This window comes from Amphritea sp. (genome assembly GCF_048266285.1).
Classification (GTDB): Bacteria; Pseudomonadota; Gammaproteobacteria; order Pseudomonadales; family Balneatricaceae; genus Amphritea.
Window position 1 is genome coordinate 152986 of record NZ_JBLWZV010000002.1, and the last position, 20295, is coordinate 173280.

10 protein-coding genes are annotated in these 20295 nt (G+C 41.0%); 7 read left to right on the plus strand and 3 right to left on the minus strand.

The features are described from left to right. Positions 1-46 precede the first annotated feature (46 nt). The 7 genes from ACN0T0_RS04280 (at position 47) to ACN0T0_RS04310 (ending at position 9974) form a co-directional block, all read left to right on the plus strand. On the plus strand, positions 47-1153 hold the full coding sequence (locus ACN0T0_RS04280) for a hypothetical protein (RefSeq protein WP_417223677.1): 1107 nt from the start codon (positions 47-49) through the stop codon (positions 1151-1153). Between the two features lies 1 nt (position 1154). Continuing rightward, positions 1155-2327, plus strand: coding sequence for a hypothetical protein (locus ACN0T0_RS04285; protein ID WP_417223679.1), 1173 nt, complete (start codon positions 1155-1157; stop codon positions 2325-2327). Between the two features lie 99 nt (positions 2328-2426). Beyond that, complete coding sequence (locus tag ACN0T0_RS04290) at positions 2427-4607, plus strand: glycosyltransferase (RefSeq protein WP_417223681.1); 2181 nt, start codon at positions 2427-2429, stop codon at positions 4605-4607. Between the two features lie 8 nt (positions 4608-4615). Continuing rightward, positions 4616-5542, plus strand: a complete 927-nt coding sequence (locus ACN0T0_RS04295) for a glycosyltransferase family 1 protein (protein ID WP_417223683.1) — start codon at positions 4616-4618, stop codon at positions 5540-5542. Next, positions 5539-7536 (plus strand): capsular polysaccharide biosynthesis protein, encoded by a 1998-nt coding sequence (locus ACN0T0_RS04300; RefSeq protein WP_417223684.1) that lies wholly within the window; start codon positions 5539-5541, stop codon positions 7534-7536. Before ACN0T0_RS04295 ends, ACN0T0_RS04300 begins: the two co-directional genes overlap by 4 nt. Before the next feature lie 63 nt (positions 7537-7599). Next, positions 7600-8397, plus strand: a complete 798-nt coding sequence (locus ACN0T0_RS04305) for an SDR family NAD(P)-dependent oxidoreductase (protein ID WP_417223685.1) — start codon at positions 7600-7602, stop codon at positions 8395-8397. A 5-nt stretch (positions 8398-8402) separates the two neighbouring features. Continuing rightward, a complete protein-coding gene (locus tag ACN0T0_RS04310) occupies positions 8403-9974 on the plus strand; it encodes an LTA synthase family protein (RefSeq protein ID WP_417223687.1) in 1572 nt (523 codons plus the stop codon). A 3-nt stretch (positions 9975-9977) separates the two neighbouring features. Here the strand turns inward: ACN0T0_RS04310 and ACN0T0_RS04315 are convergent, their stop codons facing one another. The 3 genes from ACN0T0_RS04315 to ACN0T0_RS04325 are packed head-to-tail and all read right to left on the minus strand — an operon-like array spanning position 9978 to position 20165. Further along, the gene (locus tag ACN0T0_RS04315) at positions 9978-11252 is read right to left on the minus strand and encodes a capsule biosynthesis protein (protein WP_417223689.1); all 1275 of its coding nucleotides are present in this window, start codon (positions 11250-11252) and stop codon (positions 9978-9980) included. Between the two features lie 19 nt (positions 11253-11271). Further along, positions 11272-12594: an aminotransferase class I/II-fold pyridoxal phosphate-dependent enzyme gene (locus ACN0T0_RS04320; RefSeq protein ID WP_417223690.1), complete on the minus strand. Its 1323-nt coding sequence runs from the start codon at positions 12592-12594 to the stop codon at positions 11272-11274. Next, complete coding sequence (locus tag ACN0T0_RS04325; protein ID WP_417223692.1) at positions 12594-20165, minus strand: SDR family NAD(P)-dependent oxidoreductase; 7572 nt, start codon at positions 20163-20165, stop codon at positions 12594-12596. The genes ACN0T0_RS04320 and ACN0T0_RS04325 overlap by 1 nt, the downstream gene beginning before the upstream one ends. Positions 20166-20295 lie beyond the last annotated feature (130 nt).

The following is a 20295-nucleotide window of genomic DNA, read 5'->3' on the forward strand; positions in this document are numbered from 1 at the left end:
TGTTTCTGCTTTAGTTATCCTATCCTAAAAGAAGAATACTCAATAAATGTATAAAGTCTCCTATGATACACGTGAATGGAATAGTGATAATTTTCATTTTCATTTAGATGTTACGAGTCAAAAAGATCATGTTACGGGTAAAATTAGAGGTTGGTTTGTGGATAAAAATCAAGCTGACCTTGAATTGAGACTTTGTGATAATGAAGGGAAAAGAAACGATAAAATTGTTTTGAGTATACACCGACCAAAACTCCCCAGTATGTATCCTTCTATCAAAAATGTTTCGTTGTCGGGGTTTGAAATTGATCTCAATGATTTTGATAAGTGCCAAAAACTATCAATTTCAATAGTAGATATAAAAAACAACATTTGTATAGCTATTCCCGTTATTTTTTCTATTTTCATTCCATTGCTTTATATTCATATACCGAAAACAGCTGGTTCCACTGTTAATAAATTTTTGTTGGAGCGTTTTGCAAGTACAAGGTCTTTAATACATGTAGAATCTAAAGATAGCTGGAAAGATCGATTAGTGTCAGGAGATGTGGATTTTATCTCAGGGCATCTTACATATAAAAATTTTATGCGTAACTCTTTGTTAAATTGCTTTAATAAGGCGATTACGTTTCGTGACCCGTATCAACATATAACATCTCATTTATCGTGGATACGCTCTTTATCTTTAGATGAGAATAATAGTCGTTATTTGGCTCATCCTGAATATATACAAAAATTAAGTGATAAACTAGTATCTTGTGATTTTACTGATGCAAAAAATATTTCAAGTGTTATAAGTGGTTTTGAGCAACCTGAACATCAACTGCTTGATAATACACAGACCAGGTATATTAGAACTGATGTGTCTAAAATGAATGTTGATGCTCTGGATGTTAAAGATTCATTAGATAACCTTAAAAGCTTTGATTTTGTGGGTATAGATTCAAATATTGAACTTTTCTTGAGTGATATCGCAGTTAGTTATGGGTTTAAGCCTAGTATTAATGGAATTAGAGAGAATGTTCTGTCGACCAAGTTTGGCATAGATCCCAGTCGTGATGATATTAGAGAGGCATTAGAGCCTTTAATAAGGTTTGATTTGCAACTGTATAGAGAAATACAATCCGATATCGATTTTTTCAGAGCTAAGACTTAATGTGAAACGATTTATATTGCATTTAGGGTTCCATAAGACGGCTACATCGTCTATTCAGCGTACATTGTCTAGTAATAAAGATTTGTTAGATGAGCTTGGCTTTTTTTACCCTATTTTTTTTAGAGGAAGTCGATGTATAATTAACCATTCTATTCCTTTTTATTCTGTTTATTCGGAAAAGCCAGAGTTATATCATGTTAATATAAGAAATGGTGATTCTCAAAATATTGTCTCTGTTAATGAGGAATATTCGTCTAAGATTGATGAAGTTTTGGATTGTAATAAAAATGTGATTATTTCAGGTGAGGATATATCAATTCTTAGTAAGAGCGCTCTGGAAAATATAAAGTGTAAAATCCAAGAAAAAGGCTTCTCATTAGAGGTTTACTGTTTTGTCAGGAGGCCCTACTCTTTCACTTGTTCTGCTTTACAGGAGAGAATAAAAAATGGTACAGCAGTCTTAGATGATATCCGTGTTGCTAGTAAAGCAGTAGATGTTTTGAAGCTTAAGTCTGTATTTGGGAAAGGTGTTCATTTCTTTAGCTTTGAAAATGTTTGCATAGCTCAAGAGCCTGTTGTTTTTTTTATTGAGATGCTAGGTATTGAATCTAGTCAGTTTTCAATAGTTAATAGTAATGAAGGTTTGGGTAATCTATCGACAAGAATACTTGCTCATTTGAATGTTACTTATCCAATTATAAAAGATGGCAATTTTTATGTAAAAGGAAGGCGTTTTTTTGATAAATCAATTGATAATGAAAAGTTTTTTTTAACAGGGGATGAAGTTGATAAAATCAGACCTGCATTGATAAAAGAAAATAAAAGGCTTTTTGATATTTTAGGTAAAGACTTTACGGATGATGAGTTTTTAAGTTCTAAGAATTTAAATATTGATTTTAACAGTGCGGTTAAAATATATTCTACATACAAAGAGTCACATACATCACTTGCCTTACTCCAGTTTATAAAAGAAAACTCAAAATTTAATATTTCCTGTATGTGTGATTATTTTAGTAGGGATCCTGATTTTCGGAGAGATTTTTCTATGATTTATGAAAAAGATGACTCATGTTTCTCTTTAGGTTGTATAAAGGATTCTAAAAAAACAAGGAATCAAGGATCTTATATTAATAGAAAAATATCTGAATGTATTAACTTTTTCAAAAAATGTTAATTTTTAGTATTCGGTGAGGGCGTTAATATCAAAAAGTTATTAGGTTTTTTTAGTAAGATGAGGCTGAAGCCTGTATTCTCAATAACTAAAAATAAGTCGTTGGATAATTATGATTGGGCTTCAATTAGTAATGATCCGCATTTTCTTATAAGGTTGTTGTTGCCTTTACGTGGTTGGTTTATGTTAGAAATATATATCCAACATAATCAGCCTAGTGCTAATGTTAAATTATATTTGGATTTGGGTGATGGGTTTTCAGAAGAAACTTCTTTTTCCTTACCTCTTAAAAATGGACGTGTAACTAAACGCCTAGTGTATCTTCCATTTGGTTTAAAGAAAATGCGGTTAGATCCACTGGAAACTAAAGGTTTATTTACTATTCGCCGTGCAAATCTTATATGGTTAACTCCCAAGTTTGCTCGACAGCGTTTGGTTTCACGTTTAATTAATATGCATTACCGGTATCGTGAACAAACAGTCGATAGTGTATGGGAAAGTATACGGGCTGATGCCGAAATTAAAAATATTAAACCGGTCGAATATGCATTAGAACGCTATAGTGAAACCTTTACTAAGCGCCCAGTACGTCGAGGTTATCTAGAATGGATTGAGAGTGAAGAGTGTCTGAGGCGTCCATCAACAGATGATGTGGTTATGTATTCTAAGCGTTGGGCTATGTTGCCATTAATCTCAATATTGATGCCTACGTATAATACTGACATTAAGTTCCTTAAAGATTGTATTAACTCAGTACGAAATCAGTCTTATCAAAACTGGCAGCTTTGTATTGCTGATGATGCGTCTACAGATCAGACTCTTCAAACGGTATTAGATGATTATGCTGAAGGTGATAGCCGCATATCTGTTTTTTATAGAGATGTTAATGGCCATATTTCAGCCGCGAGTAATAGTGCTTTGATGCTTGCTTCAGGGGAGTATGTTGCACTGTTGGATCATGATGATTGTTTAGCTCCTGACGCACTATATCGAGTGGTGGAAGCACTTAATGAAAATCCTAGTGCTGAACTTTTGTATAGTGATGAAGATAAAATTGATGAGTTAGGTTGTCGATTCGATCCGCATTTTAAGCCGAAATGGAATTACGATCTCTTGCTTGGGCAAAACTACATCTCACATCTAACTGTTTTGAAAACTGACTTGGTAAAAAAGGTCGGAGGATTTCAAGCTGGCGTTGAAGGTAGCCAAGACCACGACTTGCTACTTCGTTGTATACCAGAAATTGAAGCTGAAAATATTATTCATTTACCCTACATCTTATATCATTGGCGTGCGATTGAAGGATCAACAGCATCAGCTGCTGATCAGAAAGACTACACAAGTCAGGCTGGGCTAAAAGCTATAGCTCAGTATTGTCAAACTAATATCCCTGGTGCCGAAGCTGAACTAGGACAAGTGGCAAATACATACAGAGTGAAATGGTCTTTGCCGGCTTCAATTCCACTTGTTAGCTTACTTATTCCGACAAGGGATAATGTAGATATTTTAAAGTGTTGTGTCGATGCAATTTTAGCAAAAACAACATACACTAATTTTGAAGTTATTATTTTAGATAATCAGACTAGTTGTCCAAAGGCATTATCGTATCTTGATGATATTACAAAAGATAGTCGAGTTAGGGTTATTCGTTGGGATCAACCATTTAATTATTCATCGATTAATAATTTCGGTGTGACTAAGGCTAATGGGTCGATTATAGGTCTTGTTAATAACGATATTGAGCCTATTAATCCCGATTGGTTAGATGAAATGGTTAGCCATGTTTGTAGACCTGATGTAGGTTGCGTGGGAGCCAAACTGTATTATCCTAACGAAACGGTTCAGCATGCCGGCGTTATTCTTGGTATTGGTGGCGTTGCAGGGCATTCTCACAAATATTTTGAGCGACATGAGCATGGGTATTTTTCTCGCTTGCGGTTAGTACAGGAATTATCTGCTGTCACTGCAGCTTGTTTGTTGGTTCGCCGCTCGGTTTTCGATGAGGTGGGAGGGTTAAACGAAAAGAATCTTGCCATTGCGTTTAATGATGTGGATTTCTGTTTAAAGGTTAGAGATGCTGGTTATAGAAATATATGGACTCCCTTTGCTGAATTATACCATCATGAGTCTGTTTCAAGAGGCGCCGATGATTCTGCAAAAAAACGTAACAGAGCTCAGCGAGAGGCTGCCTATATGCGTAGGCAGTGGGGTGTGACACTGGATAATGATCCTGCATATAATCCTAATTTAACGCTGGTTCATGAGGATTTTTCGTTGAGATGATAGGCAATATGAAGATTGCTTTTGTTGTTGAAGAATCAGTCAATCCCTCATCTGATTTTTTCGTGATACCTGAGTTAAAACGACAGGGGTATGAAGTTAGACGCTTTGGATTTGGTGCTTTACCCTCGCCAGATCAGCTTACCGGAAAAGTAATCGTTTTTGTTCGTTATGTACCGAAACGATGGAAACAACTTATTGATCGTTTAGGAAAAAAAATAGAGAAGTTAATCTATTTTATGGATGATGATCTATTTAGTTTATCGGCGCTGTCAGGATTGCCGCTTAAGTATCAATTGAAATTGCTACGTTATGCTTTTTTATCTCAGCAGTGGTTAAAAAAACATAGAGCATTGTATTGGGTGAGTACCCCCTATCTTCAATTAGCCTATAAATCCCTCAAACCGGTATTGATACTCCCTACACCAATGGTACAAACCACAAAGCCTTTGACTATTTTTTATCATGGATCTGCTTCACATACACCCGAGTTAAAATGGTTAATACCTGTGATCGAAACGGTGCTAGATGCAAGAGAAAATACTATATTTGAAGTCATCGGTAACGCAGATGTTTGTAAGCTAATGCATGGAATGTCTCGCATAAATATTTTGCAGCCGATGAGATGGCCCTCTTATCAAAGTTTAATTGCTCGTGGAGGACGAGATATCGGTCTTGCGCCGTTGCTAGATTCTCCTTTTAATCGTGCTAGGTCACATACTAAATTCTTTGATATAACGGCAGCAGGTGGCGTTGGTGTTTATGCGAATCAGTCTGTTTATAACTCAGTAGTTGAGCATCAACGAAACGGATTGCTAGCTTCAATGGAGCATGCAGAGTGGATAAGCATGATTTTAAACCTAATTGATGAAGCTGAAATGCGCAACTCCATGTTGATGGTTGCTCAGCGTGATTATGAAAGGTTCTCTCGCAAATGAAATCAGTTGGTGTTTTTTCAAAGCGGATTTATCAAATCCCGTATTTGAATAAATTATTGGATGCTGAAGCTATTCTATTAGGCTCTTTTAATCGAAAAAATGTTAATTCTATTGCCGGTTGGGGGCTTAAGCCTACCTCATTGAAAGCGCGTCGTTTTGCGAAGTCATATGGGATACCTTATATTAGTTTAGAGGACGGTTTTATTCGCTCTCTTGATTTAGGCGTTAATCGGTCACCTCCCCATAGTCTGATTGCTGATTATACAGGTATTTATTATGACGCTAGTAGTCCAAGTGATTTGGAAAATTTGATTCTTCGTGAGTCATTCGATAATTGTTTGCTTAATCGAGCGAAGAGGTGCTTGAATTTACTGAAACATCACCGACTGTCAAAATATAATCATGCACCAGACACCCCCTTAGTTTGCTCTAGCGACCGTCATAGAGTTTTGGTTGTTGACCAGACAGTAGACGATGCTTCTGTTATCTACGGGCGAGCGAATGCAAGCAGGTTTATACGTATGCTTGACGTTGCTATCAGGGAAAATCCGGATGCTGAAGTGTGTGTTAAGGTTCATCCCGATGTTATTGCTGGTTATAAAAAGGGGTATTTATTCACAGAAGCTGAAAAAAGAGGATGTACGTTAATATCACAAGATATGAATCCATGGGCTCTTTTTGATGCGGTTAAACACGTATACGTAGTTACCAGTCAGCTTGGTTTTGAAGCGTTAATAGCAGGAAAACCTGTTAGTTGCTTTGGTTTACCATTCTATTCTGGCTGGGGGCTAACAAATGACGATCAGTCTTGTGATAGACGAAACGTTAAACGCACTCTAGTGCAAGTATTCGCAGCTGCTTATCTGAAGTATTGCCGCTATATAAACCCATATACAGGACAGCGTTGCGAACTCGAAGATACGATTGACCTTATTAGTGACCAGAAGCGACAACGATCACGTTTCGATAGTGATTGGCTTGGAGTAGGGTTTGCTAGCTGGAAGCGAAACTTCGTGCCAAATTTTCTTGGCAAAAATGCAGATATTAGATTTTATCCTAGCGTTAAAAAATGTCATAAATTCATCGATTCTGGGCGTTATAAGCAGGTTTTAATTTGGTCATCAGATGAACAGGCAATTAAGTCTCTATCATCGATTAGTTCTGAATTCACTCTTAATTCAATGGAAGATGGTTTTATTCGTTCAGTTGGTTTAGGGGCCGATTTGGTTGAACCTCTCTCAATGGTGATTGATCGATCGGGGATTTATTATGATCCTTCATTGGCCTCTGACTTGGAGATAATACTTGAAACGGAACAGTTTGCAGACTATGTTTTAGAGCGTGCCCGATTGTTAGTTAAACGCTTAGTTGAACTTAAAGTGAGTAAGTATAATGTGGGTCGTTCTTGCCATGTTACTTTACCGACTGATAAGCGTGTGATCCTCGTGCCTGGGCAAGTAGGTACAGATGCTTCTATCATGCGCGGTTCTCCTATTATTAAAACCAACCACGATCTATTAAGAAAAGTCCGTAACGAGCACCCATTAGCTTTTATCGTTTATAAACCCCATCCTGATGTTCTTGCAGGGGCGCGTGTTGATGGAGGCGACTGTGATGGGCTTTATGATTTACGGATTACCGATATTTCAATGCCTGATCTTCTGGAGGTAGTTGATGAGGTACATACTTTAACGTCGCTGACCGGTTTTGAGGCTTTGTTACGTGGTAAGAAAGTTTATACCTACGGCATGCCTTTTTATGCTGGCTGGGGACTGACTTATGATTATCTGAGTTGCTCGCGAAGAACACGAATACTGACCTTAGATCAACTGGTAGCTGCAACCTTGATCTATTATCCACTGTATGCAGACCCTATAAGCCGCGATCATATTAATGTAGAAACTGCCTTAGAGCTTCTACAGCTATATCGTCAAAAACCACCACCAGCATCATTGTCATCTAAAATCTGGAAAAAAATTCGCAAACCGATCTAGTTATATCAAATTTTTTTATGAATGAGAACTTTGGTAATTAGAAATGTAATGAGGTGAAGGGTTATGACTGTGAGCTATGCTTCTGAAACTGAACTAACGCCGCAAGTAATTCTGATTACGGGAGCTACCGGTGCTATTGGTGGCGCCTTGGCTAGGCGATATGCCAAGAATGGGGTTTTATTGCATCTTCATGGCCGTAATCAGGCTTTACTTAATGGTATTGCTGAGGAGTGTCGTGGGCTTGGTGCAAAGGTTAATACGCATAGCATAAGCTTATTAGACTCGATGGCTCTCCGTCGTTGGTTAGATGAGTTGGATACGAATAGCCCACTGGACATTTTTATTGCGTGTGCGGGTGTCAATATCAATATAGGTACTGACATGTCAGGTGAAAAGCTTGATGACATGATCGGATTGTTGGATCTTAATGTCAAAGCGACTCTGCTTATGTCGGGTCAGATTGCTGGTTTTATGCGCCAACGACAGAGTGGTAAAATAGGTCTGCTAAGTTCACTAGCAGGGTATTATGGTTTGCCTTTGACACCGAGTTATAGTGCGAGTAAGGCGGCAGTTAAAGCTTATGGCGAAGCTTTAGGTGGATGGCTAGCGCCTTATAATGTACATGTAACAGTTATCATGCCTGGTTATGTTGACTCTGTCATGTGTTCCGAGATGCCGGGTCCCAAGCCTTTTTTGTGGCAGCCTGAAAAGGCAGCCGCCGTTATTTGTCGAGCTATTGCGGCTCAGCGTGCCCGAGTTACATTTCCCTTTCCTTTGAACCTAGGTTGCTGGTTTTTATCAGTATTGCCATCTGGAATTTCGGCGCGAATTTTGAAACTTTTAAATTACACTGGTCAGTAATGTTCTTGAATATATTAGCTATTAATATGTATATCGATAGTGTTGTTCTTCCTGCGCTTATCGGTGTTTGTGCGTCATTTCTGATTGAGTTTTCTTTATTGGTACCGCGTCAGTGTATTCGGTTGTTACGTGGAGCGACTGTTTACCTGCTCCATATTGCTTCATGGTTAAGTTTTTTCTTGCTCTGTCTGCTGTTATTTCAGCGACCATGGTTTGCAGTATTGCTCACGACTTCATTGCAGTTACTTTTAATGGCCGTTAATTTTGTCAAATATCGTACGCTTAGAGAGCCGTTTATTTTACAGGACTTTGAGTATTTTTCGGATATGATTATGCATCCTCGGCTCTATTTACCTTTCTTTGGTATTTGGAATGCGTTAATTGGATGCATATTGTTTACGTTTCTTGTTTATATTGCATTGCGCTTGGAAGCTTCATTGTTGCTAACAGTTGAAATTATGGTGTTTTTTGGTTTAACACTAAGTCTCCTGTTAGGCACGGGGGCTATCGCACTTATAGCAGCTAGAAGTTTACCCGAAGCAAAATTGGACCCAGTTGAAGACCTGCGTTTAATGGGCTTGTTTTCTTCATTTTGGTGCTATTTTATGGCATTTACTAGATGTTCTGGATTAACTGCTCACCCTGTTTACCAGAAAGATTTTCAATTCAACAACATTGAGGTATTGCCCGATTTAATGGTCGTGCAGAGTGAATCTTTTTTTGATCCTCGGTTAAGTTTTAATTCTGTGCGTGAGGATGTATTACAACACTATGATAGAATTGTTAAACAGTCATTGTCCTTTGGTCGGGTGATCGTGCCTGCTTGGGGTGCGAATACGGTGCGTACTGAAAGTTCTTTTTTGACGGGGCTTAATTCATCAGATATGGGTATTCACCAGTTCAATCCATATTGGTATTTAACTCGTAATTCTTTGCCTAACTTAGTGTCTCAGCTCAAATCATTAGGGTATAGAACGATCTGTATTCATCCTTATCCTGCTGCGTTTTATCATCGAGACACGGTGTTTCCACAGTTAGGTTTCGATCAGTTTATTGATATCCGTGAATTTAGCCCAGAACAAAAGAATGGTCAGTATATTAGTGATTTGGCCGTTGCTGAGAAGGCGAAAGAGGTGATGGACAAGGAGAGTTCTCCTTGTTTTGTTTTTGCCATAACAATGGAAAACCATGGTCCTTTGCACTTAGAAAGTAATGTTGGTATCGATACGAAGTCTCTTTACCATACGCTACCTCCCGAAGAGGCACGAGACTTGACCGTCTATCTAAAGCATCTCAAAAATGCCGATAACATGATTGACCAGTTAACAACGTATCTCAACTCGAGACAGAGAAAGAGTTATCTCTGCTGGTATGGAGATCACGTGCCGGTCATGACAAAAGTTTATAAGGTTATGGGAGAGCCGGTTGAAGATACTCCTTTTTTTATTTGGTGTAATCAAGAAGAGCTAAAGTCAAAGGAAAGTATTTATAATATAGACCAGCTTTCGGTTAATTTTTTTATTCAAACCGTAGCAAATAAATACTGTACTAAAGATTTGATTGGTAAGGATTTATAATACTTATATTGAGTGCTCATCAGATTTCATCTGTGGCGTTAGTGGGAATTTTTTTAATAGGGTTTGTAACGGAGACTCTGTCATTTTTAGCCTCTCAATAGAGGTTCGAATGCTAATTTCTATACCATCATCAGAATAAAGGCTTCCATTAAGTTGAGTGCTATAGCGCATGACTTTACGGAAATTACGAAATAAGCGCATATTGGGACGCTCGGAGTCATTCCAAAATTCGTTTAAGCTGCAACTTGATGTTAGTCCTGGAATGTTGTATACAGCATCCGCTAGCGCAATGGTTCTGCATTGATGAATAATCGAAGAGGTTCCCACTGTACTGTTAACGACGATGGTACCTTGGCAATGGTCTAGTAACGTTGGTAGATGGCCGCTTTCGAGGTACAGAGTTCTGCCGCAAATATTTAATTCGTGTTCTAATTGCTCTATCAGCCCACTAAAATTAGTAAAACCGGTATCTAGAGGATGGTTTTTTATAACCAATAAGCAATCTTTGGCTGCATGAAGTGCAAAAGAGGTCATTGTTAGCTTGATCACCTCCTCCATGGATTTAAATGGGGAGTGTGTTTTAATCTGACAGTCACTGTCGAGCTGTAATGGTAGTAAGTAGAACGGTGTTTGGCTTTTAATCAGTGATTCGATTGAGCGTGCATCCCGCTTAACGTATCTATGCATCAACCCAAAACGGTAAGCCCAGCCGGATAGCTCTATGCCTGAAATAAAGGGCCGGTGGGTTCTATAACCGGGATAGAATAGTGGGTTTAGTAGTCCGGGTAGGTGATAACTAATCTCATGTTTTGCTAACAATGAAATTGGGTTTGTTACAGGTTCACCTTCTTGCAGAGTAGGAAGCCTTGGCCCTACAGTAAAATACCATACTGGGTCTTTAGGTAAAGAAGAGTAAGCATTAACACCACCTTCTTCCAAGGTAATGAAATTTGGGCGAAGGTACCCCTCTTCAAAAACATGCAGTCTTATATTATGTTTTTTTGAGAGAGGGAGGGCCGGTATGTTAACTGGGCGTGTATCCCCCATCAAAATAATGTCAGTGATCTTATAACTCAGAAGTATAGCTTCAAGCCACGTAGGTAAATAAGAAACGTTTTTACGAAAATGAAATGAGGGTTTATTTCTCCAGAAAAAATAATCACCCATGTTGAAGTTTACTTGGTAAACCTTCGCCCCCATCTCCAGTAGTTTATCTCCAAGCCTAGAAAAGAAAGGGCTAGTTGGCCCTTGAAGGAAGATGAAGTTTCGATTGATCATTTATGTAAAGGCCTTAGGATCACAGAAGGGTCACAAGTGTATCTAGCGTCGTATCAACCTGTTCTTGGGTATGTTCGCACGACAAAAAGAAACGTAATCGAGCGCTTTTTTCAGGCACGGCAGGGTAGAGAATCGGTTGCACATTGATACCTTGATCGAAAAGTGCAGATGAAATTTGTGCGGCTTTAACTGAGCTGCCCAGAGTAATGGGAATAATAGCAATTCCTTTGCTTTCACCGATGTTCAATTTTAATGCTTTAGCCTTATGAATAAAATAGTCTGATATTGAATGTAAACGATCTACCCTGCTGGGCTCTCGCTCCATTATTTCTAATGATTTAATAGCTGCTGCGGCTATAGGGGCGGGTATCCCCACGCTATAAAGAAAGCCAGGTGATAGGTGACGTAGGTTTTCCACTAGAGCGGACTCGCCGGCAATAAATCCTCCGCAGCCTGAGAGCGCTTTACTGAGCGTACCCATCCATATATCAACATCTGCTGCGGGGACCTGTGATAACTCCCTTAGGCCTTTGCCTGTTTTACCGAGTACTCCAAAAGAGTGGGCTTCGTCTACCATGAGAAATACGCGATATTGTCGCTTCAGTTCGACTAAGCGCTTTAGGTCTGGAAAATCACCGTCCATACTATATAAGCCTTCAACGACAATCACGACTCTTTCAAATTGATGGCGTTTTTCTTGTAGTAGTTGCTCTAATGCGGCTAGATTATTGTGTGGGAATGAGAGCCGTCTGGCACCGGATAGCTGTGCACCTACAATCGCGCTATTGTGGGTATATTCATCATGAATGATTAGATCCTTAGCTCCAAATAGATAACCAAGCGTGGATACATTTGTCGCATGCCCGCTCACATAAACAACAGCATCCTCAACGCCATAGGCTTTTGCCAGTGCTTGTTCTAATTGTTGGTGTATAGGACGTTCACCAGCCACAATTCGACTAGCGGATACTGATGTTCCATATCTCTCCAATGCCTCGGTTGCAGCCTGATTAACTTCTGGGTGACCTGATAGGCCAAGGTAATTATAACTGGCGAAATTTATCAATTCCCTATTATTAATGATTGTTGTCGCGCCAGCGATACCTTCGTGCACCCGAAAAAAAGGGCTTTTAACACCGAGTTGTTCTGCCCCTTTATTCATTATTTGCATCTGAATATAACCCGGGTGCTGATCAAAACGATAAAACTTATCCGGGACCGCCGTTTTTTCAATAGCCACTAAGGGTTTAGCTGCATCAGTTTCCACATGCTTAAGTTTTCGCTGCAGAGCTTGCTGAATCAATTTTTGTTTTAGGTCACTTGTTAATTTTTTCGCAACCATTAGTGTTTCACTCGGTCTTGTTTGTCTGTTTGCTCTAGTGAACTGAGGATGTTATTGGCTATTTTGTTATTACTTTCCCCGTGTTGCGCGACGACTTTTTCGACAATAGCTTGAGTTTCCGATTCTGCTTTGGCGTTTTTATTATTTGCCAGATCAATAATCTTATCGGCTAACTGTGATAGTTTGGGGGTTTCAGTGAGTGCCATAACAGGTACTTTAATGCCAATTTTAGATTCTAGGGCAGTCATTAGTTCGACACCCATCAGAGAGTCCATCCCCATATCATAGATAGATTTTTCAGGGCTAATTTTACTTGTAGAAATCATGAGTATCTCACTGAGCTCATGAGTTAAAATATCGACAATTGCTCCATGGAACTCGGTCTGACTCATGGTTCGCATCATCTCTTCGAGGTCGAGGATATCATCCTCATTTTGTTCCGCTTCATTGGCGGTAAGTGCAAGCTCTCTGAACTTGTTATGGGAGGCTGTTGGTAAAAAACGGCTAAGTGCATGCCAGTCAAGTTCCAACACTCCCAGTTGTTGGCTCTGTGTGACAATCATCTGTTCCAAAAGATCTAGTGCCGTATCGGAATTAAGTGCGTTGCCGCCGAGCCGGTTTTGTAGTGCATCTTTTATTTCAGTGTTTCGCGATAGGAAACCGACATCATCAATGGCACCCCAGCGAACGCATGTTGCTGGTAGCTGTAAGGCTTGACGAGTTGCCGTTAGCGCTTCAAGCCAATGATTGGCTGCAACATAGGCTGCTTGCCCTGGGTTTCCTAGCAAGGTTGTTACTGAGGAGTAGAGAATGAAAAATTCGAGCTCCAGTTTGCGGGTTAATTCATCAAGATACTGGGCTCCACGTAATTTGGCCGCCATACTGGTTTCTATCTGATTCGTATCAAGATTACGAATTAGACTATCATTTATCACTGTGGCGGCATGCACGACGCCTCTAAGAGGAGGCAATTGTTTACCACACAGGTTGATGGTAGCTTCTAATGATTCTTTATTGGTCACATCACAGGCGACAATATGCACATTAATCTCATTGGCTTGGCAATTGGCTAGGAAGTCAGTTGCTTCTTCTGATGAACCGCCACGACGACTCAGGAGGATGAGTTGTTTAGCGCCTTTTTCGACCAACCATTGAGCTGTTTTAAGCCCAAAGCCACCTAGGCCTCCTGTAATGAGGTAACTACCCTGCGGGTCCAAGCTCAATGATTGCTTATGGTCAGTGCTGGCAGCTAGGAAGGTGTCAGGGGTTAAGCCTTCATCATAGGTAACAATGATCTTACCTATCTGTTTTGCCTGTTGCATGTAGCGAAATGCATCGACGACTTGATGTGCGTTAAACTGCGTATAAGGTAAAGGAAAAAGTATTTCTTGGTTGAAAAGTTCTAATACCTCAGTGAATAAGCGGCTTGTTAGCTCAGGTCTTTCTTGTTGTAACTGGTCTGCATCAATACCGAAATAGCTAATATTGTTGCGGAACGGGCGTAACCCAATGGGGGTGTTTTCATAGAAGTCACGTTTGCCCAGTTCTAGAAAACGTCCAAAAGGTTTAAGGGCCCGAAAATTCTGATTGATTGCTTCTCCCGCGAGGGAATTTAATACCACATCGACGCCTTTACCATCATCGGTATCTTGTAGTATCTGTTCTGCAAAAGTTAGTTCACGGGAGTTGTAGATACGTTTTGACGGAATTCCCATTAATTTAAGGAAATCCTGCTTTTCGTTGGAACCGACAGTGGCATAAATTTCTGCCCCAAGCCATTGAGCTATTTGTATTGCTGCGATGCCCACACCGCCTGCAGCGCCGTGAATTAATACTTTCTCACCAGGTTGCAATCTAGCTAGGTGATGAAGTGCATAATAAACCGTTAGGAATGTTGTCGGAATGGTTGCTGCACTTTCATAACTAAGGCCGGTTGGTATGCGAGCAATGGAATAACTAGTGGCCATTATGCGATTGCTAAAGCATGCGGCGCCAAAACCAACGACGTCGTCACCAATGCTAAATGTATCTACGTGCTTACCTGTTTTAATGATCTTACCAGCGAATTCTAAGCCCATTGTTGCGCCGGCAAAGCCGTTTTCGATTGCTTCATCGGATAGCAGACCCAATGCATACATGATGTCTCTAAAGTTAAGGCCTGTGGCTTTGACTTCGATTTCTACTTCATCATCATTAAGGTCTCTGGTCGGTCGTGACTGCCATTGTAGATTTCTTAACTGACCAGGAAGCTCAAAACCTAATGATATAAGTTTGGCCTCTGAAGTTTGTTCTAATACAGGGAACGTTTCTCGGCGTAAGCGTGGCGCGAAGCGCTGTCCTTGTTCAGCTATAAATAATTCATGTTCATTTGAGGGAGTTTGTAACTCCGCAAGGAGTGCGTCTAGAGACAGGCTATTAAGCGTGTTAGGCAAGTCGATCAGGTGAACCTGATTACTCAGTGACTCATTCATCAGAGTGCGGCCAAAGCCCCAAAGAGCAGCATCTGCAGGTGTTTGCGTCGTTGGTGTTGTTTCGATTGCCTGATCACAAGGAAGCGTTGCACCTACCCCTTGAGTGACTATCCAGACTTCAGCAGTATTATTAATCGCTTCTAAGGTTTGTAACACATCTGTTGCTTGACTGCATCGAAGTGTTTGGCTTACGAGTGGGTCTGTATTATTACCCAGCTGCTGTAACAATATAATTCTAGAAACGGGTCTATTAACCTGCTCGGCTGCAAGTATTATGTTTGTCAGTTCATCTGCTGTCTCGTATGTGCAGGTGGTTGCCGGATGTAGGCTGCTGATACGAGCGGCTAGGTCTGTTTCTTTCTGATGATCGTCGGCAATGATCAACCACTGGTTACCCGTTTCTGTTTCTTGAGGTTTTATTTCGTGGCTTGAGAAAATTCCGCTGATCAGAAAAAAGCTACTGTCCTGTGCTTCTGTTGATAATAATCGTAAATCGGAGAACGATTGTTTTTCAAGGGTGGTTAACCATTGCTTACCAGACACTTGTACTGATTGGTTATCAACCCACCAGTCCTGGTTGCGACCAAGTGCAAAATCTAACCAGAATGATGGTTGCATGCCACAAATTAAGATGGTGGCATTATCCGCGAGTAGTGGTTTGATTTGCTGCAGTTGTTGTAGGCAGTTATCGGTTTGATAATCATCAAAAGTTAATAAAAGCAATTGATAAGGGGCCACTGCTTCGGTTTGGTCTAGCGCTGTTGACATAGCTAGCGGGTAGTGTACACGTAGGTGGTCAACACTTTCTAAAGCCTCTTCATTATTGCTAGCGAAGGTGTAATCTGCAATATCAAAGTTGATTGCAGAACAGAGGCTATGACCGTAATGGCATTGCGATGAGGCAACTTCGAGAATTCGGAAACGTTGACCCGGTTGTAAGCTGTTTTGTTGCTCTGTGACTAAATTTTTCAGTGCGTGAGAGATTACTGGATAGGTCGTTTGAGTTAATAAATCTTTGAATAAACGTAGGTAACCTTCATGATTCGGCGCCTCATTTGAGAGCTCACCTGGTGTTAAATCACTCGTTTGATCAGTGGGTCTAAAGAAGCTTTCTAGCAATAGTGATGTTCTTCCTGCTAAGTGGGTAGCCGAGAAAAACTCAGGATAGTCACGGAGCAAAGCGTTCCAAATAAGGTTGCTGTTAATCTCGGGCTCGTTAAAGTCCGGGGTAAGGGCGAAGCCGTCATCCGTCTTTGTCAGAACATTGTATTCACAGGCTGATTTCAAGAATTGACCGCGAATATTGCTATTATTGGGGTCTTGTAAATTCAGTACTTCTATATCCTCAATGGACAAGTTTTGTTTTGTACTTATCACCGAACGCATCGCTTCAGCCATGGCAAGTGTCATCATGCTTTCAAGCAGCGGAGCAACTTCATTATTATAGCGGTGAATGCTATGTTGCTTTTCTTGATAAGCATCACGAATAGCGTGATTCAGAGGTGTCAATATAGATGTTTTATTGTCCGATTTAAGTGGAGTCGGCGTCAGGTGGTAATTAAGGAATTCAATATCATGAGCGTCTGCTTTATAAAGGCGTACCGCTTTAAAACGCACACCTTCAAGTACTGCGATGGTGCTTCCCGTAGCATCGAACAGCTCAATGTTAGTCAGCAATGAATGCGGGGCTTTACGTGTTAATTTTAGCCGGACAAGGGTGGGTTGAGTACCCGCTTGTCGGTTGATCAGAATACGATCTGCTCTGGCGGGTATAAAGGCCGTCCCTTTATGTTTTGAAAGCTCACTTGTTAGGAAGTGAATGACTAGCTGTATAGCACTGTCGAGCATCCCCGGATGGAGCAAGTATTGGCTGACTGTTGGGCTTATGGATTCAGGTATTTCTAACTCGGCTAGAATTTCATTTTCCTGCAACCAGCCTCGCTTCACAGCACTAAATACCGGGCCATACTGAAGTCCTGCGAGTAACGCTAGTTGCTGATGGCTTGATGCATCAAAATCAGGCATTGAACTCGGTAAAACGGGTGCCGTTTGCTGCAAAGCTTGCCCTGTTGTTTGGTGAACTGCACGGGCCTTACAGTTTTGTGTCCATTGATCTGTAACAGTAAAACTTCGGCTGCAAATACGAATTTCGCCGGAAACTGGATTTACCTGAGTTTGTACAACTTTACTTTGGCCATCCTCTAATATTAATGGGCCTAAGATTTCAAACTCTTCGATCTCGACAATGTCTTGCTGACGGCACTGATCTGCAGCATTTAGCGCTAGTTCAATAAATCCAGCGCCAGGATAAACAACGCTGTCGCCAACCTGGTGATCCGCCAACCAAGGCATGCGCGTCGTATCGAGCTGGCTTTCCCAGAGCAATGGACGATGTGGAACTGGCGCGCCAAGTAATGGATGAATTGAATGACGGTTGAGTAATTGTTGAGATTCTACCGTTGTCGGATACCAATAATCTTCATGCTGCCAAGCATAGAGAGGTAAGGCTAGACGTTTTCCTGCATGCGGGAACCATGGCTTGAGGTCAACAGCCCCAGCCATAAAGAGGCTCGCAACACATTGCTCTAACTCTCGGGCTGTTCCGTTGTTACGTGTGATGGTTGGAATCATTCTAGCGGCAATATTATGCTGCCTAATCTGATCTTGCTGATAGTTTCGTAGCACCGGATGAGCGCCGATCTCAACAAAACAGTTGTGTCCTTGATTCAGCAGGTAATCAACTGATTGTTTGAATAGAACGGGTTTTCTGATGTTCCGCCACCAGTAGTCAGCGTCGAGCTGTTCGCCTTCAATCGGACTGCCAGTGACAGTCGAAATATAAGTGATGGTATTTGGTTGTGGTGCTATGTCTGCAAGAGAGTGCCGAAGTGGCTGCTCAATAGGGTCCATCAGCGGGCTATGAAACGCATAGTCCAATGGTAAACGAAGGTTAAATGTGTTTTTGTCACTTAGTAGCTGTTCTAGCGTTTCAAGCTGCAGAGGGTCTCCGGCAAGGGTGACCCCTTTATGACTATTGTCACCTGCAAGATATACTCTAGAAAAGCGAGGTTGTAGCAAGTACTCTTTGGTTTCTTCTGCACCGATTGCTGCAGCGGTCATTGCTCCCTGACCCTTTGTTTTACCTTGGTATAAGCTTCGGAAGTAAATAACTTTTACCGCATCCTGCAAAGATAAAGCACCGCAGGCCCAAGCCGCGGCAACTTCTCCAACGCTGTGTCCTGTGACAGCTACGGGAGTTATGCCTAGATGCCGTAAGTGTTCGGTTATCCCCACTTGAATGGCAAAGAGAGCAGGTTGAGCTATCTCTGTATACTCAAAACGATCGCTGCCGTTTAGACCTTTTATTTCGTTTATCAGTGAGAAATCAGCAAATTTTGAAAATAGCGCATCGGTTTCGGCGATAGATTGTGCAAATACGGCTGATGATTCCAGTAATGCTTTGCCCATCGTTTCCCATTGGCAGCCATTACCTGAATAGACAAACACAGGTCCAGGTGAGGTTGTTAGTCCATTGCCCGTATAGACCTGATTGGTTTTATCATCTGTATTTTGAATAAAATGATTTAACTTATCGACTGCTTCATCACTATTTTTGGCAAACAGGAAAATAGCGTCGTCGTAACGCTCTTTTTGTTGATTGTAGTTCCAGGCGACATCGTAGAAATCAGTGTTCTGATTGTGTTTCAGGTATTCAATCAGGCGAGTTGTATTATCATTACGCGCTTGTGTACTTTTACCACTTACCATGATGGGGAGAGGTACGGATGTTGTCGGATAAGCGTTCTGCTTTTCTGGCGTAACAGCATTGTCGTCACTTTGTAAAATCACGTGAGCATTGGCGCCACCAAAGCCAAAGGAATTGATCCCGACGGTGAGTATTCCTTGATCTTTTAGGGGTAATAGTTGATCAACGACCTGAATGTTCCACTCATTAAATTTGATCTCAGGGTTTGGCGTCTTCATACTGATAGTCGCCGGGACCGCTCTATGTTTCAAAATTAGTAATGATTTCACTAAACTGGCAACGGCAGAAGCTGTTTCAAGATGTCCTAGGTTGCTTTTAACTGAACCGATGGGAAGTGGTGAGTTTCTTTTCTGTCCGATGGCGGTACCAATTGCACGTGTTTCTATAGGGTCGCCGACTGGCGTACCAGTGCCGTGTGCTTCTATATAATCAATCTGGTCTGGAGTGATTCCCGCTTTTTGACAAGTTTGCTCCATCAGCACTATTTGAGATTGGCAAGATGGGATTGTGATACCTGATTTGTTACCGTCAGTATTAACGGCAGAAGCCGCAACCACTGCCAGAATCGTATTTCCGTCGGCTTTGGCTTGATCGTAATCTTTCAATAGGAAAACGCCACCGCCTTCGGAGCGTACATAGCCATTAGCTGATTCATCAAATACTTTACAGCGGCCATCCGGTGACAGCATGGTTGCCTTGGCAAAAATAATAAAGCCAAAAGGATGTAAATGTAGGCTTATGCCACCGGTTAAGGCCGTTGTTGTTTCGCCGCTCAGGATTGACTGGCAGGCTTGGTGGAATGCAACTAAAGTTGATGAACAGGCCGTATCCATCGAGATACTGGGACCTTTTAAATCGAAAGTATAGGATATACGATTTGAGGCAATGCTGGATGTGTTTCCGGTTGCTGTTGATGAGGTGATGACACTCAGGTCATCACTCATTCGATATGAGTAATCGGTACTTGATATACCAAAGAAAACCCCGGTATCGCTTTTTCTCAGACTTGACGCTTTTATTCCAGCATGCTCAATTGCTTCACTGGTCATTTCTAATAGGTGGCGTTGCTGAGGATCCATGACCGATACTTCACGAGGCGATATACCAAAGAATTCAGCATCAAATCCAGCAATATTACCCAGTGTCCCTGCTTTAAAAGTGTAACTAGTGCCGGGGTGTTGCTTATCAGGGTGCAGGAAACTATCAAATGACCAGCGATCAGGGTCAACCTCGGTTATGAGGTCTTTTCTATCAATAAGGTCTTGCCAAAAAGTCTCGGTGGAGGTTTGAGGCAGACGAAATGAGTAACCAATAAGAGCAACGCGTTTATCCATGCTGAGTAATCATGTCCGTTTAAACATATAGATGAATGGCTTATTCTAAAGGAAATATCCACCCAATATAAGAGTGAGAACTTTAAGGAAGCCTACTTTCGTTGCTGTTTATTGATGCTATATCTATTCA

Excerpts from the sequence above, each read along its gene's own strand:
- ACN0T0_RS04280 (WP_417223677.1), top strand. The coding sequence starts at position 47 with ATGTATAAAGTCTCCTATGATACACGTGAATGGAATAGTGATAATTTT.
- ACN0T0_RS04295 (WP_417223683.1), top strand. The coding sequence starts at position 4,616 with ATGAAGATTGCTTTTGTTGTTGAAGAATCAGTCAATCCCTCATCTGAT.
- ACN0T0_RS04300 (WP_417223684.1), top strand. The coding sequence starts at position 5,539 with ATGAAATCAGTTGGTGTTTTTTCAAAGCGGATTTATCAAATCCCGTAT.
- ACN0T0_RS04305 (WP_417223685.1), top strand. The coding sequence starts at position 7,600 with ATGACTGTGAGCTATGCTTCTGAAACTGAACTAACGCCGCAAGTAATT.
- ACN0T0_RS04315 (WP_417223689.1), bottom strand. The coding sequence starts at position 11,252 with ATGATCAATCGAAACTTCATCTTCCTTCAAGGGCCAACTAGCCCTTTC.
- ACN0T0_RS04320 (WP_417223690.1), bottom strand. The coding sequence starts at position 12,594 with ATGGTTGCGAAAAAATTAACAAGTGACCTAAAACAAAAATTGATTCAG.
- ACN0T0_RS04325 (WP_417223692.1), bottom strand. The coding sequence starts at position 20,165 with ATGGATAAACGCGTTGCTCTTATTGGTTACTCATTTCGTCTGCCTCAA.